The organism is Saccharopolyspora phatthalungensis (assembly GCF_014203395.1).
Lineage (GTDB): Bacteria > Actinomycetota > Actinomycetes > Mycobacteriales > Pseudonocardiaceae > Saccharopolyspora > Saccharopolyspora phatthalungensis.
Genome location: NZ_JACHIW010000002.1, coordinates 424,876 through 440,159 on the forward strand (window position 1 = coordinate 424,876; position 15,284 = coordinate 440,159).

Sequence of the window (15,284 nt, forward strand, 5' to 3'; positions counted from 1 at the left end):
AGTCCCCATTGGACTCGGGCAGTGACCGGCTTCACCGCGGCGGCTACCGTACGCACGCGCAGGCGCTCCGTGTGCTGAGATTTCCGGTATGGACACGGGCACCAGGCTGCAGGCAGCGTCGCGCCGCGAGCTCGATGCCGCGGGCGTTGCACCGCAGTTGCGCGCCGCCTACCAGCGGTGCCGGATGCTCAACGCCGCACACGGCCGCACCTACTTCCTCGCGACGCGCCTTCTGACCCCGGCGCAGCGGCCCTCGGTGCACGCGCTCTACGGCTTCGCGCGGTGGGTCGACGACATCGTCGACGACACGGAACAGCCGCGAACGGTGCGGGACCGGCAGCAGGCATTGGACCAACTGGACCGCGATTTGCGTGCCTGCCTGCGCACCGGGCGCAGCGATCACCCGATCCTGGCCGCGCTCATCGACACCGTTGCGCGGCACCGCATCGACCCCGCTATGTTCACCGACTTCATGGCCTCGATGCGGATGGATCTGACGGTCCGCGAATATCCGACCCGGGCGGCACTGGACGCCTACATTTACGGGTCTGCGGCGGTGATCGGCCTCCAACTGCTCCCGGTGCTCGGCACGGTGTGCCCGGCCGCCGAGGCCGAGCCCTACGCGGCGGCCCTGGGCGGGGCTTTCCAACTCACCAACTTCCTGCGCGATGTCGGCGAGGACCTCGACCGCGGCCGGGTCTATCTGCCGATGGAGGAACTGGCGGCGTTCGGGGTGGGCCGGGACCGGCTGGCCTGGTGCCGGGGCGGCCGACCGGATCGCCGAGTGCGTCAGGCGCTGGCCGATCAGGTGGCGCGCACCCGCGCGCAGTACCGGGCCGCGGAGCCGGGGATAGCGCTGCTCGCCCCCTTGTCCCGGCCGTGCGTGACCACGGCGTTCACGCTGTACGGCGAGATCTTGGACCGCATCGTGGAGTCGGGGTACGACGTGTTCCGGCGGCGGCTGGCGGTCTCCGGCACGCGCCGCCTGGGTGTCGCGGCCGCAGCGCTCGGCTCGGTGGTCGCCGCCCGCCTCCGCGCCCGCCGCTCCTACGTGTGACCACCGTGCTCAGCGGGTATGCGATACGCGTCGTGCCCTACCACCAGAAAGCGAGGTGGCCGACGTTGCCACAGCAGAGCTGGACCGAGAAGGAAGAACGGCAGTACGAACACATCAAGAACCAGGCCTTGGAACGCGGCAGCAGCGAGGATCGCGCCGAGGAGATTGCCGCGCGAACGGTCAACAAGACACGCGCACAGCGCGGCGAGTCACAGCAGCAGAGCCGGACCGCCACGCAGGACATCCCGCCGCAACGCCGCGGCGGACTTCGTTCCGGCAGCCGATCGGGACCGGGTGGCCGGACCAAGCAGCAGCTCTACGCGGATGCGCAGCGCGCAGGCATCAGGGGCCGCTCGAAGATGACCAAGGCGGACCTGGAGCGGGCCTTGCAGCAACGCTGACCGCGCGAACTTCGCGTCCACGTGTGCACGGATAGCGGAGTTCCACCATTCAGGTGGGTGGAACCAATGACGTATGGGGTTTCGCCGACGACGGAACGTGGCGGAAACTCTGAGAGAGCGCCGCAACCAGCGCTCGTTGGGGGCGACCAGATGGAGAGCGGAACGCCATCGCGCTGGGAAGACGTCAACGCGACCGCCGAAATGATCGCGCAGGCAGGCCGTAAATTGGAGGGCAGTGCCCGCGGTGTGGGTCAAACGCCGGTCGAAGTCACCGCGGCGCGGGAAGCGTTGCTCGTCGTCACCGCGGCAGGCGCCCGGTTGGCCCGGCAACTGGACGTGCTTGCATCCGCGTACGAATCGTCGAACGTCGCCGAGCCCTCGACGGTGCACGTCGCGCTCGACCAGGCAGCAGCCGCCGCCGAAGACCTCGGCAACTGCGCGAAGGTCGCCGCGCAGGCCATCGATGGAGACGAATGACCGCGCGGCGGCCTTCGACCGCTACGGAGCCTGAACCAGGCCCGCACCGACATCGGTCGAGGTCAGCAACAGGCGACGAGCCGTCTGCGACAACCGCGCCCACAGGCCCCACGCCCGTTCCCGGTGTTGCTGCGCATAGAGCGCCGCGACACCGGAGACGTGCGGAGTGGCCATGCTGGTGCCGCTGAGCTTGCGGTAGCGCTCGGCTCCCGGCCAGCTCGAGTAGACGCCGACACCAGGGCCGACCAGGTCCACCTGCCCGATCTCATCGACCGTGCCGCTGGAGAAATCCGCGATCTGAGTCTGCTGATCGACCGCGCCGACGGCCATGATGGACGGGCAGTTCGCCGGGTGCCCGACCGGCGCAATCAGCCCGGACGAACGCTCACTCTCGTTGCCCGCGGCGGCGATGATCAGGGTGCCACGCGCCATCGCGCGCCGCGCGACCCGCTCGTAGGCCGTGGAGAACGCCTGGCCGGCCTGCACCGGCGCACCGAGCGACATCGACACCACGGCGCAGCCGTTGGAGATCGCCCACTCGATGCCGGAGAGGATGCCGATGTCGCCGCCGGAGCCGTCATCGCCGAGCACCTTGCCCGCGTAGATGCTGGCCTGCGAGGCGATCCCGTAGCCGGGACCGGCCTCCGAGATCCGCGGCCCGCAGGAAGTGCCGATCACGTGCGTGCCGTGCCCGTGGCCGTCCTGCACGTCCTGGCCCTCCACGAAGGAACCGGTGACGATGTCGCGGTCGGCGAAGTCGGGATGCTTGAGGTCCAGGCCGGTGTCGAGCACCGCGACCCGGATGCCCTTGCCGGTGGGCTTCGTGCGGTCGGCGCGGACGGCATGCAGGCCCCAGGTGAACTCGCCGTCGGCCTCCGGCGCGTCCGCGTCGATGTCGGCCTCCGGCGAGTCCTCGTCGATGGCGAATACCCGGCGTTCGGGCTCGAACGCCGCGATCGGACCGGTTTCCTGCGCCGCCCGTTCCAGGGCCGACGCCTGGTCCGGGTCGGCGCTGATCAAGGCGATGCCGAGCTGATGCAACACAATCCCGCTCGCAGCGCTGAACAGTTCCCCCGGCGCTGCGCCCGCGGCATCGGCGGTGTTCGCGAGGCGAAGCCCGGTCAGCCGCGTCAACTCGCGGGTACCGATGATGGTCGAGTCGTCTTCCAGCAGCACCAGATAGCGTCCGGTGGAGCTCTCCTCGTTGGTGGTCATGGTCGCTCCCTCGGCCAGATTCGGTGTGGCGAGGCGCCACACCGACCCCAGGTGTATCGCGGGTCACCCTCAGTGACAAGCACCCACCCGGGTAAGGACTGCACATTCCGTACCAGCCATCCCGTCATCCGCGAGAGACTTCTTGCTGCACAACACTTTCGGGGTACTCACGTCGGGGGAGATCGGTCGCGACACGTACGGGTGGATGACATTTTCCGGCGCTCGTCCGCACACTGGTCGTGACCGCCACTCGACAGTTCGGAGCGATCCGTGCGCACCCCCAGCGAGCGAACCATCCTGGTCACCGGAGCGACCAGCGGGCTCGGCCGGGCGCTGGCCCACCGACTCGCCGCGGCCGGCTCCCGGGTCCTGATACACGGGCGCAGCGCGGAGCGAACCGAGGAGACCCGCGCGGAGATCGCGGCGGCCACCGGATCCGATCGTCTCGACGCTGTCCTCGCGGACCTCACCGAGCTACGCCAAGTCGCGCGGCTGGCCAACGACGTCCGGCTGCGCTGCGACCGGCTGGACGTGCTGGTGAACAACGCGGGCACCGGCTCCGGGGCGCCCGGCGCCGGGCGGGAGGAGAGCGCGGACGGCATCGAGCTGCGGTTCGCGGTGAACTACCTGGCCGGTTACCACCTGACGCGCCTGTTGCAGTCGCTGCTGATCGCCTCGGCCCCGGCCCGGGTGGTCAACGTCGCCTCGGCCGGGCAGCACCCGATCGACTTCGACGATCCGATGCTGGTCGGAAACTACTTCGGCACCCGGGCTTACGCGCAGAGCAAGCTCGCCCAGATCATGTTCACCTTCGACCTCGCCGAACAGTTGCGCGGCAGCGGGGTATCGGTCAACGCGCTGCACCCGGCGACCTACATGAACACCGCGATGGTCCGCGAGGCCGGCGTGAGCCCGGTGAGCACCGTGGCCGAAGGTGTCGACGCGACGATGCGGCTGGTCGCGGATCCGGGACTGGACGAGGTCACCGGTGGCTACTTCCATGGAACCCGCCCGTGCCGCGCGCTCGAACAGGCCTATGACGCGCAGGCCCGGGCACAGCTGCGCGACCTGTCCGACAAGCTCATCGAGCAGGCCCGCGACTGAGCCCGCCACAGCTGAACGCGGAACCGGAGGCTGGCGCCATGAACAGCGGATCCCAACGCAAGATCGTCGTCGGGGTGGACGGCTCAAAATCGTCCAAGTGCGCCCTGCGGTGGGCGCTGAAACAGGCGGCGTTGTCCGGAGCTTCGGTGCAGGTGGTCACCGCTTGGGAGTTTCCCGCGTTCTACAGCTGGGAGGGCGGACCGATGCCACCGGACGACTTCGAGGAGTCTGCGCGCAAGAGCCTCGACGAATCGGTCGACGAGGTCGAGCACGACACCGTTTCGATCACACCGGTCCAGCGCGTACTGACGCACGGACATGCGGCGCAGGCGCTGCTGGACGCCTCCGCCGACGCCGACCTGTTGGTGGTCGGCAGCCGCGGCCACGGCAGTTTCTACGGCGCGCTGCTCGGTTCGGTGAGCCAGCGGTGCGCCCAGCACGCCCATTGCCCGGTCGTGATCGTCCGCCGCTGAATCCCGAGATCCCGCAGTACTCGCGCGCTTGACCACTTCATCCGGGTCCACTTCGGACCTTCGGGCGGGCGTTGAGATGTGTTGACGGAGATCCGCACAGCGGCGAGAGTAAGCGGACAGCGGACGGCGTGATGACCGCGCTGGCCACCGCCGAGCCGAGCTGGACGGGCGTGGCCTCGCCGACGCCGAACTGGAGATGTTCTTCTATGGTCGGAAGATGACCACCGCTGTAACCCTGCGTTCCCAATCGGGCCGCTGGATCCTGGTTGCCACGATCCTCGGCTCCGGGGTGGCGTTCCTCGACGGCTCGGTTGTCAACGTCGCGTTGCCGACGATCGGCCGTGACATCGGCGGGGGCCTCAGCGTCCTGCAGTGGGTGCTGGACGCCTACCTGCTCACGCTCAGCGCGTTGCTGCTGTTGGGCGGCGCGCTCGGGGACCGCTACGGCCGTCGCCGGGTGTACACGATCGGGCTGGTGCTGTTCACCCTGGCGTCGCTGGGTTGCGGCCTTGCCCCCAACGGTGCGGCGCTGATCATCGCGCGACTGTTGCAAGGCATCGGTGGCGCGTTGCTGGTGCCCGGCAGCCTGGCACTGATCAACTCGTCCATCCGGCACGACGACCGCGGGGAGGCGGTCGGCCGGTGGGCCGGAATGACCGGCGTGTCCTCGGCGATCGGGCCGTTCGTGGGCGGCTGGTTGGTAGACACGGCGTCCTGGCGATGGGTGTTCTTCATCAACGTTCCCATCGCGGCCGCAGCGCTGCTCGCGCTGCGGCACGTCCCGGAAACCCGCAACCCGACCGCAGGCGGTCGGTTGGACATCTTCGGCGCGATCAGCGTGACCATCGGCCTGGCCGGTGCCGTGTACGCCCTGATCGAGGTCCCCACGAAGGGGTGGGACGGGCTCACCGCGGTGGCGGCCGTCGTGGGTGTCGCCGCGCTGGTGGCGTTCCCGCTGATAGAGATGCGCCACCCGGAGCCGCTGCTGCCGTTGTCGCTGTTCCGGTCCGCGCAGTTTACCGGTGCGAACCTCACGACGTTCGCCGTTTACGCGGCGCTGAGCGGGGCGTTGTTCCTGTTGTCCTTGCAGCTACAGCAGTCGATGGGCTACCCGGCCCTCGCCGCCGGTATCGCGACGCTGCCGATCACGATCATCATGCTGCTGATGTCCGGTCGCGTGGGTGCGCTCGCCCAGCGCACCGGCCCGCGCGTATTGATGACCATCGGACCGGTCATCTGCGCCGGCGGCCTGACGTTGCTGACGTGGGCGGTGCCCGGCAGCACCTATCTGAACGGGGTGCTGCCGGGGGTGCTGGTGTTCGGAATCGGGTTGTCCATCACGGTTGCGCCGCTGACCTCGGCGGTGCTCGCTTCGGTCAGCCCCGACAACGGCGGTCTGGCCTCCGGTGTGAACAACGCGGTCTCCCGCCTGGCCGGGCTTTTCGCGGTCGCGGTGCTTCCGGTGGCCACCGGGCTGTCGCATACCGGCGCGGGCGCCCCGCTCGGCCCGGGCTTCGGCCAGGCCATGCTCATCTCGGCAGCGATGTGCGCGGCCGGGGGCGTGCTGGCCTGGCTGACGATCGACCGCACGCGGAAAGTCACCACCTACCCGCTGCCGGGCCTCAACCACGCCTGCCAGGACCCTTGCACTTGCGCCGTCGAACGAGGTCAAGGCACTACCTCGTGACGAGCGCAGCTCCGTGCGCCTCTTTGAGTAGTCACGGCTGCGCAGATCGTCGTGGTATTTGGGCCATTTGCACTACTATGCCCACACCTCAGTCGCCCATCTCGACGGAAGTGACGCCCACGTGGAGCTGGACAAGGCCGTCTTCCACCTCATGCGCCGCGCCATGCAGGAGCACACCGCGAGCTGGCAGTCCCACCTGCCACACCTGACCAAACCGCAGTACGCGGTGCTCACCGCGATCCGGGAACAACCAGGCATCGAGCAGGCTCAACTCGGACATCGGGCGGCGATCGACAAAGCGACACTGGCGTCCCTGCTGATGCGCATGGAACAGCGCGGCCTGATCCGCCGCACGGTCGACGACGCCGATCGGCGCCGCCGACTCCTACAACTCACCGACGTCGGCAGGGCCGAACTGCGCGCGGTCGCACCGGTTGCCGACGCGGTGGACATTGAACTACTCGAACGGCTCACCCCGGCCGAGCGCACCGAGTTGCACCGGCTTCTCGGCAAGCTCGCGCGCAGGCGACTGGTCAACTGATCCGGACACCTTGTGCGAACGAGGTATCCCTCATGCGGCGCGAGTCCCCGCGCTCAGGCGGTGCATCCGCAGCAGCCACAGCTCCAGTTCGGAGAGCTGGCCATCCAGGCTTTCACTGCCGTACATGTCCGGGCTCGCGCGCAGGGTCATCAGCTCCTCCCAGCGCCGTTCCATCTGCTCGACCAATTCCCGCAGTGTCACCTGCATCCCCTCCCCGCCGTGCACATACCGCCGCCGACGGTAACGCGTGCACGTGCACTCGGAGTAAGGCCAAAAGTCACGGTTTCACCCGATCTTCGGGACCCGATTCCGACTAATGCGCGCACGGGGTGTGGTGTGATCGGTGCATGAGACGAGGGCGCCGAGGCCACCCCTGCGAACCCGACATCTCCCGGATCGGCTTGTGGCGGTGCGACGTGTGCGGTCAGCAGTGGGAGATCCACGGCGTGGCCGGCAACCCGCGAGTGCGCAAGGTGAGCCGGGTCGGCTGGTTCTTCGCCAAGCTGCTCGGCTGATCTGGCCTGTGGTCCGGAGTCCTGCGGCACCGGGAACACGCGCCGATCCTCACCCGCCGGCGCGGCCCGCGCGATCTCGGGAACTGCGTCCGGTTTGCCTGCGTACCAACGACAATCCCGCCTTGCACGCGCACGCCCTGCCTTGACATGACGTCTCAGCGCGGCAATCGCGATGCCAGCACAATGATCAGCGCACCCGCGAACGGCACCACCACCAGGCCCAAGCGCAGGCTGACCGCGTCGGCTAGCAGCCCGACCACGGGCGGTACGGCCAGCACGCCCAGCCGGTAGACCCAGCTGACGACAGCAAGTCCGGCACCGGAGGACAGGCCGGGCAGTTCGTCGGCGGCGTGAAACCCGGCCGGGATAACTGTCGCGACTCCCCAACCGGCCAACGCGAACCCGACGAGTGTGGCCGGGATGGACGGCCATACCAGCGCCATGCCCACCCCCACGAGCACCATGATGCCGCCGCTGCGCGCCACAGCCCGGTTACCGAACCGTTCCACCAGCCGATCGCCAAAGAGCCGACCGGTCGTCTGCGCGGCTTGCAGCGCCACGAACACCAGACCCGCCATTGCCGCGGCCGCGCCCAGCGAATCGCGCATGTACACCGCGCCCCACGACGCCGCAGTGTCCTCGGCCAGCGCTGCCGCCGCGCACAGCAGACCGAGCGCCAGCAGGGCGAGCAGCATCGCGAAGGGCGGTCGGGTTCGCCGCGCCCGGCCCGCTCGTTCGGCGTTGTCGTGCCCTGGCAACAGGAACCGACTGCTCGTGATCACGACCGCGACCAGCACCAAGGCGGCGATGCCGAGGTGCAGGGGCACCGGCAGCGCCGCACCGGCGGCCAGCGAGCCCGCCAAGCCGCCGATGATCGCACCGACGCTCCACACGCCGTGGAAGGAGTTCACGATCGACCGCCCGTAGCGCCGCTGCACCCGTAGCCCGTGCGCGTTCATCGCCACGTCGACGATCGCGTCCATCGCGCCCGCGACGAACAGGATGGCGGCCAACTGCCACCACTGCCCCGCCAGCCCGATCGCCACGAGATCCGCGGCCAGCACCACCGAACAGCACACCGCGACACCGGCCGAGCGCCAGCGGGCCAGGATCGGCGCGGCCAGCACCCCGGCGACCAGCGACCCCAGCGCCAGCGCCGCGACCGTGGTGCCCAGCGCGGCGTTGGACAGGGCGAGGCCATCCTTCAGTTCCGGGTAGCGGGGCACGACGTTGGCGAAGCCCGCCCCGTTCACCAGGAACAGCGTGGCCACCGCCAACCGCGCCGCCACCGGCTTGCGAACCGCCGCGACCTCGGACATCTTCCGCCCTTCTCCCGGAGCCCCGACGATCATGCCAAGAACCGGGGCACCCGGCTCGTGGTTTCCCGGACCCCGCCGGAGTATCAGCGGCGCATGCGATGCCATGCCGGATTCAGTTCCCCGATTTCGCGTTCGATGCCTCGCACGAGGGCTTCAAACTGCGGCTCTGAGCGCCGGTTACGCTGGAGGGGCGATGCGACGCAAACTCACATCGCCGCTGCCCCAGCGGCACGGCCTGGACCCCGTCCGGTTGCGACTGCCCGTCGACGGCCGCTGGGCGACCGTCCGGGACCACCTCGTCGACCGGATACCGAAACTCGCTCCGGAACGAATCGACGCGATGCTCCGCGACGGCCGGATCGTCGGGGTCGACGGTCCACTCCGGCCCGATGCGCCGTTCACGCCCGGTGCGTTCATCTGGTTTCACCGTGACCTGCCGGAGGAGACGCCGGTGCCGTTCGCGCTGAACCTCGTGCACCGCGATGACGACCTGCTGGTCGTGGACAAACCGCATTTCATGGCCACTACGCCGCGCGGCGGGCATGTCGTGGAGACCGCGCTTGTGCGGCTGCGGCGAGACCTGGATCTGCCCAAGCTCAGCCCGGCGCACCGGCTGGACCGGCTGACCGCCGGGCTGGTCATGTTCGTGCTCAAGCCCGAGCGGCGTGGCGCGTATCAAACCCTGTTCCACGACCGCTTGGTACGCAAGGAATACGAAGCCATCGCCCGCTTCGATCCCCGACTCGCGATGCCGCGCACGGTGCGCAGCCGAATCGTCAAGACCCGCGGCGTGCTCGCCGCCCGGGAAGAGTCCGGCGAGTCGAACAGCGAAACGCACATCGAGCTGGTCGAGCACCGCGACGGCCTCGGCCGCTACCGGCTGGTGCCGCGCACCGGCCGAACCCACCAGCTGCGGGTGCACCTCAACAGCCTCGGCATCCCGATCCTCGGCGACGACCTCTACCCGACCGTGCGCGATCGCGCGGCCGACGACTTCAGCGATCCCTTGCAGCTGCTCGCCAGGTCGCTGGAGTTCACCGACCCGATCAGCGGGCGACAACGCCGCTTCGAATCCCGCCGCACCCTGTCGGCCTGGACCGAAGTGGACGGTCACTCGGCGCCCGGCCGATAGCCGCGCGGCGTAGCTCAGCGCACGTTGCGGCGGAGGCGGACCCGGTACGAGTAGTGCTCCGGCAGGAAGTGGCTGACCGCCAGTTCCACCGGTTGGCCCGTCGTCGACTGGTACATGCGGTCGATGCGCAGCAGGGGCCGTTGCGGCTCGCACCCGAGGTGCCCGGCGATCTCCGGCGTCGCCATGCCGACGGTGATGCTCTGCTCGGCCTCCGCGATGGGGTCGGTCAGCCGGTCGTCGAGCAGCCCGATGATGGTCACGCCGCTGCGCGCGCCGACGTCGGTCAGCTCCGGCACCGACTCGACGAGCTTGCCCACCGCGGGGGGCAGGAACACGGTCGTCACGCAGAACGGGACGTCTTCGTGTAGCCGCCGGAATTCCAGCGTGTGCACGCGGTCGGACAGCAGCCGCAGTCGGCCTGCGGCGTCGAGGTCGACCTGCTGGCGCAGCGGGCGGATCAGCTCCATGGTCGTATCGATCGACAGCCCCATCAGGTCGTCGATGGACCCGAACTGGCGCAGGTACTGCTCCTCGCGCGGCGCGGCGAAGGTGCCGCGCCCCGGGATCCGGTACACCATGCCCTCGGCCACGAGGTCCTGGAAGGCGCGGCGCACCGTCTGCCGGCTGACGCGGTGCGTCTCGGCGAGCTCGGCCTCGGTGGGCAGGCGTTTGCCCTCGGGATAGTCGTGCTGCAGGATCGCCGCCCGCAGTTCCCGCGCCAATCGCAGGTATGCGCTCTCCCGACCATCGGTCCGCTGTGCCACGTCACCACCTCGCTGCTGTCGCCTCCGACCGTAGCGGAAACGTTCCAGCGCCCTGACGGGGGCGATTTCACTGGAGATCGACGTGCCGTTTCCAGTGAAATCGCCGACATCGGGTCAGGCGTCGAGGCCGCCGCGGTTGACCAGCTGGGCGGCGATGACGTTGCGCTGGATCTCGTTGGTGCCCTCGCCGACGATCATCAGCGGCGCGTCACGGAAGTACCGCTCCACGTCGAACTCCGTGGAGTAGCCGTAGCCGCCGTGAATGCGCACCGCGTTCAGCGCGATCTCCATCGCCACCTCCGAGGCGAACAGCTTGGCCATGCCGGCTTCCATGTCCACCCGGCGGCCCGCGTCGTACTCGCGCGCGGCGTGCAGGGTCAGCTGGCGTGCCGCGGTGAGCTTGGTGGCCATGTCCGCCAGGTAGTTGCCCACCGACTGGTGTTTCCAGATCGGCTTGCCGAAGCTCTCCCGCTCCTGGGCGTAGCGCAGCGCGTCCTCCAGAGCGGCCTTTCCCACACCCAGCGCACGGGAAGCGACCTGGATGCGGCCGGTCTCCAGGCCCTTCATCATCTGCGCGAAGCCCTCGCCCTCCTCGGTGCCCAGCAACGCGGTGACCGGCGCGCGGTAGTCCTCAAAGGACACCTCGCAGCTCTCCACTCCCTTGTAGCCGAGCTTGGGCAGGTCGCGGGAGACGGTCAGCCCCGGACCGTGCTCGACGAGCAGGATCGAGATGCCCTTGTGTCCCGGCCGCGCGCTCGGGTCGGTCTTGCACATCAGCGCGATCAGCTGGGACCGTCGCGAGTTGGTGATCCAGGTCTTCGCGCCGTTGACCACGTACTCGTCGCCGTCCCGGCGGGCATGGGTGGTCATCGCTTGCAGGTCGGAGCCGCCGCCGGGCTCGGTCAGCGCCATCGTCGCGCGGATCTCGCCGGTGGCCATCTTCGGCAGGTACTTGCGCTTCTGCTCCTCGGTGCCGAAATGCAGCAGCAGCTTCGACACCACGGTGTGCCCGCCCATCGCGCCGGCCAGACTCATCCAGCCGCGGGCGAGTTCCTCGGTGATCAGCACGTAGCACGGCGTCGAAACCGGCGTGCCGTCGTACTCCTCCGGGATCGCCAGCCCGAAGATGCCCAGCTCCTTCATCTGTTCGATGAGGGCCTCGGGATAGGTGTTGGAGTGCTCCAGCTCCTGCACCACCGGCTTGACGGACTTGTCGACGAAGTCGCGCACCGTCTCCACGGCGAGCTTCTCGTCGGCGCTGAGAATGTCCAATGTGCTCAATGCATTGCTCCCTTGCGGTGCCAGATCCTCACTCGACTGTCCCCGTGCGGGGGAACGTCCGCCCTAGTAGTGCCCGGACCGATTCCCAGTCCGCCTCGGCCAGCAGGGTGGGCACGTCCGCACCGCAGGCCGCGAACTTCTCGCGCAGTTCGGCGTCGGTCGGCGGCCGCGATGGCGCCCCCGGAGGCTGCGCCAGCCGCACCCGCAGAGCCGGACCTCCGTGCTCGACCTCGATCTCCACCTCGCCGGTGAGCAGTCCTTCCTCGCCCGGCGTGTAGGTCACCTCGACCTGCCGCAGCAGTCGCTGGGCGGGCTCGCGATTGACGGCGTCGTCGGTGAACGCGGCGAAGTCCGGATAGTCGTCAAGCAGCGCCGTGGCCACGGCGTAGGGCAGGCTGAACTTGCCTTCCAGGCCGGTGCCGGGGCGGTCGTGGATCAGTGGCTTGACGGTGGGTTTCGGCGTGCTGACCCGCACGCTACGCACCTCGCGCCGGATGTCGTGGCGGATGTCGCGCAGCGCGGCGATCGGCCGCTGCATCGCGTAGCAGCAGGGGTAGACCTTGATGGCCCGGCCGCCGGGTACCGCCGGACCGGCCAGGTCGAGTTGGCCGGCGCCGCCCACCAGCTCCAGCCACGCGTCCAGCGCGCTCGGGTCCGCGGTGGCCCCCGCCTGCGCCAGCCTGGCCGCGCGCACTCCTGCCTGGGCCGCGAACCCGACCTGCAACGACTTTGCGTAGGTGCCGAAGGCGTTCTGCACGCCGCCGGCGGCGGGGACGGCCAACGCCATCGCGGTTGCCAGCTGCTCGGTGGACAGGCCCAGCGCGGTTCCGGCCGCGACTGCGGCGGCTGGTGCACCGGCGGTGCACGTCGCATGCCAGCCAGCGCGGTAGTGCGGCCAGCCCAACGCGGTGCCCAATCTCGCCATCACCCCCGCACCCGCCAGGTACGCCCGCGCGTCACCGCCGGTGGCCAGCACGGCCGGGACCGTCACGACGCTGATGTGCGTGGTCGACTCGAGGTGCAGGTCGTCGAAGTCCAGCACGTGTCCGACGGCGGCCCAGCGCGCCGCATCCGGAAGCCCGGCCGCGATCTCGCTTAGCGGGTGCTCCCGTGCGGCCAGTGCGACGGCGGCGGTGTCGACGAGTGAGAGCTGGGCGAGCGCGAGATCGTCCTCGCCCGGGTCGAGCTCGGCCGCCCACTGCGCGAGTGAGTCAGCGATGGATGCCATGGGTACCTTTCCGTCAGCGCGCCACCTCCTGCGGTGTCGCCACGCCGATCAGCCGCAACCTTTGTACGGCCAAATGTGCCGCCGGGTCAAGCCCCTCCGACTGCGCCAGAAATCCGCATGTGTTGGCGAGATCACCGACCGCAATGACAGTGCGCCGTTGACGCCTCGCGGCGATGAGCACAGACTTGCCCCAGTTTGTACGGCCCAATCAGAGCGTCGTCCGGGCCGGCACCGGCCCGGACCGGAAGGAGGACCAGTGCCCGGTCTTGAGACCTACTTGCAGGGCTGGCGCCCCGAGCCGCTGGTGGACGCGGACGCGATGTCCCCGGAGCCCTCGCAGGCACTGGCCGCGGTGCTGGAGACGCCCGAGAAGTTCGCCGACACCACGTCGCTCCCGCCGCTGTGGCATTGGGTGCACTTCCTGCACTGGCCACGGCACAGCGAGCTAGGCGCGGACGGGCATCCGACGCACGGTCACTTCTTACCGCCGATCCCGAACCGGCGCCGGATGTTCGCCGGTGGCCGCCTCGCGATCACCGGTCCGCTGCGGCTGAGCATCCCGGCCGAGCGCACGTTGTCGCTGACCAACGTGTCGATCAAGCAAGGCCGTTCGGGCGAGATGGCGTTCGTGACGGTGCGCGGCGAGTACCGGCAGGACGGCGAAGTCAGGCTCGTCGAGGAGCAGGATTACGTCTACCGCAGCGGGGAGAACTCGGCCAAGAGCCCCGATGCGCCGCGCCCCACCGAACCGCCCGTCTCGGACGCGCCGTGGCAGCATGCCTTCACCGGCGACCCGGTGCGGCTCTTCCGGTTCAGCGCGCTGACCGCGAACGCGCACCGCATCCACTACGACGCTCCATACGCGCGCGAGGCCGAGTCGTATCCGGGGCTCGTGGTACACGGCCCGATCCTGGTGTTGCTGATGACCGAACTGGCCCGGCAGCAGGCGCCGGAGCGGGAGATCGCGGGCGTGGACTACCGGCTGCGGCGCCCGGTGTTCACCGGGGATCCGGCGCTGGTCTGCGGTGGCCCGGACGGGAACCTGACCGTGCGGACCGCCCCCGACCACGTGATGGCCGAAGCGAAGGTGACGTTCCGATGACCGAACTCGACCACGCCCGCACCCTGCTGTTCGTGCCCGGCCACCGGCCGGATCGCTTCGCCAAGGCGGCGGCCGCCGGTGCCGACGCCGTCGTCCTCGACCTGGAGGACGCGGTCGGCGTCGAGGAGAAGGACACGGCCCGCGAGCACGTCGCCGAATTCCTCGGCAGCGGGCGGTCGGCCGTGGTGCGGATCAACGGCGTCGGCACGCCATGGCACGCCGAGGACCTGGCGATGGTCCGGCAGCACTCCTGCGCGATCATGCTGCCGAAGGCGGCCGATCCGGCGCAGGTCGCGGCGGTCTCGCGGCAGGTTCCGGCGGTGATCCCGCTGATCGAAACCGCCGCCGGGGTGCTCGGCGCGGCCGAGATCTGCCGCGTGGAAGGTGTGGTGCGACCGGCGTTCGGCAGCGTCGACCTCGCCGCCGAACTGGGCGTCGACCACACCGACCGGCAGGCGCTGCTGCACGCGCGTTCGGCCTTGGTGTTGGCCGCAGCGGCGGCGGAGCTCGCAGCGCCGCTGGACGGCGTAACGACTGCGGTGCATGACGAAGCGCTGCTGATCGCCGACAGCGCGCACGCCGCGAGCCTCGGCTTCGCCGGCAAACTGTGCATTCACCCCAAGCAATTGCCGACGGTACGCGCGGCGTTCACCCCGTCTGCTGAGACGGTTCAGTGGGCCAACGCAGTCCTCCGCGCGTCCGCGGACGGCTCGGTAGCGGTGCTCGACGGACAGATGATCGACAAGCCGGTGGTCGACCGAGCCCGCCGCATCCTCGGCCAAATCCCGTCCTGACCGTCGGCAAACCGCGCTTCGGGTTCCAGCGCTCCGAAGCGCACATGGTCCAACGCGGTTTTCAGCGGGCAGTGTCGAGCACCGACACCGTGTTGATCGCCGAGACCGGGCCGCCGGGGCCCCGGCAGCGGACCGGGAGCGATGAGACCGCGCCGCTGCCGGTCCGGATCCACCGGCTCGCCCAGCAATATCAC

17 protein-coding genes are annotated in these 15,284 nt (G+C 69.6%); 11 read left to right on the plus strand and 6 right to left on the minus strand.

Annotation, left to right across the window (positions count from 1 at the left end; all coding sequences use genetic code 11):
• Positions 1–88: 88 nt before the first annotated feature.
• The 3 genes from BJ970_RS28945 (at position 89) to BJ970_RS28955 (ending at position 1,935) form a co-directional block, all read left to right on the plus strand.
• Positions 89–1,057, plus strand: coding sequence for a phytoene/squalene synthase family protein (locus tag BJ970_RS28945; protein ID WP_184730107.1), 969 nt, complete (start codon positions 89–91; stop codon positions 1,055–1,057).
• Positions 1,058–1,122: 65 nt separating this feature from the next.
• Positions 1,123–1,458, plus strand: a complete 336-nt coding sequence (locus BJ970_RS28950) for a plasmid stabilization protein (protein ID WP_184732393.1) — start codon at positions 1,123–1,125, stop codon at positions 1,456–1,458.
• A gap of 150 nt (positions 1,459–1,608) precedes the next feature.
• Entirely contained in the window at positions 1,609–1,935 is a 327-nt protein-coding gene (locus tag BJ970_RS28955) for a hypothetical protein (RefSeq protein WP_184730110.1), read from the plus strand.
• A 21-nt stretch (positions 1,936–1,956) separates the two neighbouring features.
• On the opposite strand, the gene BJ970_RS28960 is transcribed toward BJ970_RS28955, so the two are convergent.
• A complete protein-coding gene (locus BJ970_RS28960; protein ID WP_184730112.1) occupies positions 1,957–3,150 on the minus strand; it encodes a S8 family serine peptidase in 1,194 nt (397 codons plus the stop codon).
• 270 nt (positions 3,151–3,420) lie between these two features.
• Between BJ970_RS28960 and BJ970_RS28965 the strand changes: the two genes are divergently transcribed.
• From BJ970_RS28965 to BJ970_RS28980, 4 genes are all read left to right on the plus strand, one after another.
• The gene (locus tag BJ970_RS28965) at positions 3,421–4,254 is read left to right on the plus strand and encodes an SDR family NAD(P)-dependent oxidoreductase (protein WP_184730114.1); all 834 of its coding nucleotides are present in this window, start codon (positions 3,421–3,423) and stop codon (positions 4,252–4,254) included.
• Positions 4,255–4,292: 38 nt separating this feature from the next.
• On the plus strand, positions 4,293–4,727 hold the full coding sequence (locus BJ970_RS28970; protein ID WP_184730116.1) for a universal stress protein: 435 nt from the start codon (positions 4,293–4,295) through the stop codon (positions 4,725–4,727).
• Between the two features lie 217 nt (positions 4,728–4,944).
• A complete protein-coding gene (locus tag BJ970_RS28975; protein ID WP_184730118.1) occupies positions 4,945–6,414 on the plus strand; it encodes an MFS transporter in 1,470 nt (489 codons plus the stop codon).
• A 121-nt stretch (positions 6,415–6,535) separates the two neighbouring features.
• Positions 6,536–6,955, plus strand: coding sequence for a MarR family winged helix-turn-helix transcriptional regulator (locus BJ970_RS28980; RefSeq protein WP_312864522.1), 420 nt, complete (start codon positions 6,536–6,538; stop codon positions 6,953–6,955).
• A 30-nt stretch (positions 6,956–6,985) separates the two neighbouring features.
• Here BJ970_RS28980 and BJ970_RS28985 read toward each other — a convergent pair whose 3' ends face one another.
• Positions 6,986–7,162 (minus strand): hypothetical protein, encoded by a 177-nt coding sequence (locus BJ970_RS28985; protein ID WP_184732641.1) that lies wholly within the window; start codon positions 7,160–7,162, stop codon positions 6,986–6,988.
• A 140-nt stretch (positions 7,163–7,302) separates the two neighbouring features.
• Between BJ970_RS28985 and BJ970_RS28990 the strand changes: the two genes are divergently transcribed.
• Positions 7,303–7,470: a hypothetical protein gene (locus tag BJ970_RS28990; protein ID WP_184730120.1), complete on the plus strand. Its 168-nt coding sequence runs from the start codon at positions 7,303–7,305 to the stop codon at positions 7,468–7,470.
• A gap of 155 nt (positions 7,471–7,625) precedes the next feature.
• Here the strand turns inward: BJ970_RS28990 and BJ970_RS28995 are convergent, their stop codons facing one another.
• Positions 7,626–8,789, minus strand: coding sequence for an MFS transporter (locus BJ970_RS28995; RefSeq protein WP_184730122.1), 1,164 nt, complete (start codon positions 8,787–8,789; stop codon positions 7,626–7,628).
• Between the two features lie 193 nt (positions 8,790–8,982).
• Between BJ970_RS28995 and BJ970_RS29000 the strand changes: the two genes are divergently transcribed.
• Positions 8,983–9,921 carry an RluA family pseudouridine synthase gene (locus tag BJ970_RS29000; protein WP_184730124.1) on the plus strand — a complete coding sequence of 313 codons (939 nt, stop codon included), beginning with the start codon at positions 8,983–8,985 and terminating at the stop codon, positions 9,919–9,921.
• A gap of 14 nt (positions 9,922–9,935) precedes the next feature.
• On the opposite strand, the gene BJ970_RS29005 is transcribed toward BJ970_RS29000, so the two are convergent.
• The 3 genes from BJ970_RS29005 to BJ970_RS29015 all read right to left on the minus strand — a co-directional run bounded on the left by BJ970_RS29005 (position 9,936) and on the right by BJ970_RS29015 (position 13,194).
• Positions 9,936–10,685, minus strand: a complete 750-nt coding sequence (locus BJ970_RS29005; protein ID WP_184730126.1) for a GntR family transcriptional regulator — start codon at positions 10,683–10,685, stop codon at positions 9,936–9,938.
• A gap of 114 nt (positions 10,686–10,799) precedes the next feature.
• The gene (locus BJ970_RS29010) at positions 10,800–11,966 is read right to left on the minus strand and encodes an acyl-CoA dehydrogenase family protein (RefSeq protein ID WP_184730128.1); all 1,167 of its coding nucleotides are present in this window, start codon (positions 11,964–11,966) and stop codon (positions 10,800–10,802) included.
• A gap of 28 nt (positions 11,967–11,994) precedes the next feature.
• Positions 11,995–13,194: an MmgE/PrpD family protein gene (locus tag BJ970_RS29015; RefSeq protein ID WP_184730130.1), complete on the minus strand. Its 1,200-nt coding sequence runs from the start codon at positions 13,192–13,194 to the stop codon at positions 11,995–11,997.
• A 256-nt stretch (positions 13,195–13,450) separates the two neighbouring features.
• Here BJ970_RS29015 and BJ970_RS29020 point away from each other — a divergent pair, with 256 nt between their 5' ends.
• Both BJ970_RS29020 and BJ970_RS29025 read left to right on the plus strand, forming a co-directional pair.
• Positions 13,451–14,296, plus strand: coding sequence for an HTD2 family dehydratase (locus tag BJ970_RS29020; RefSeq protein ID WP_184730132.1), 846 nt, complete (start codon positions 13,451–13,453; stop codon positions 14,294–14,296).
• The gene (locus tag BJ970_RS29025; protein ID WP_184730134.1) at positions 14,293–15,090 is read left to right on the plus strand and encodes an HpcH/HpaI aldolase/citrate lyase family protein; all 798 of its coding nucleotides are present in this window, start codon (positions 14,293–14,295) and stop codon (positions 15,088–15,090) included. The genes BJ970_RS29020 and BJ970_RS29025 overlap by 4 nt, the downstream gene beginning before the upstream one ends.
• Positions 15,091–15,284: the final 194 nt, after the last annotated feature.

Coding starts and splice junctions, on each gene's coding strand:
- BJ970_RS28945 (WP_184730107.1), top strand. CDS start 89: ATGGACACGGGCACCAGGCTGCAGGCAGCGTCGCGCCGCGAGCTCGAT.
- BJ970_RS28955 (WP_184730110.1), top strand. CDS start 1,609: ATGGAGAGCGGAACGCCATCGCGCTGGGAAGACGTCAACGCGACCGCC.
- BJ970_RS28960 (WP_184730112.1), bottom strand. CDS start 3,150: ATGACCACCAACGAGGAGAGCTCCACCGGACGCTATCTGGTGCTGCTG.
- BJ970_RS28970 (WP_184730116.1), top strand. CDS start 4,293: ATGAACAGCGGATCCCAACGCAAGATCGTCGTCGGGGTGGACGGCTCA.
- BJ970_RS28975 (WP_184730118.1), top strand. CDS start 4,945: ATGACCACCGCTGTAACCCTGCGTTCCCAATCGGGCCGCTGGATCCTG.
- BJ970_RS28985 (WP_184732641.1), bottom strand. CDS start 7,162: ATGCAGGTGACACTGCGGGAATTGGTCGAGCAGATGGAACGGCGCTGG.
- BJ970_RS28990 (WP_184730120.1), top strand. CDS start 7,303: ATGAGACGAGGGCGCCGAGGCCACCCCTGCGAACCCGACATCTCCCGG.
- BJ970_RS28995 (WP_184730122.1), bottom strand. CDS start 8,789: ATGTCCGAGGTCGCGGCGGTTCGCAAGCCGGTGGCGGCGCGGTTGGCG.
- BJ970_RS29000 (WP_184730124.1), top strand. CDS start 8,983: ATGCGACGCAAACTCACATCGCCGCTGCCCCAGCGGCACGGCCTGGAC.
- BJ970_RS29015 (WP_184730130.1), bottom strand. CDS start 13,194: ATGGCATCCATCGCTGACTCACTCGCGCAGTGGGCGGCCGAGCTCGAC.
- BJ970_RS29025 (WP_184730134.1), top strand. CDS start 14,293: ATGACCGAACTCGACCACGCCCGCACCCTGCTGTTCGTGCCCGGCCAC.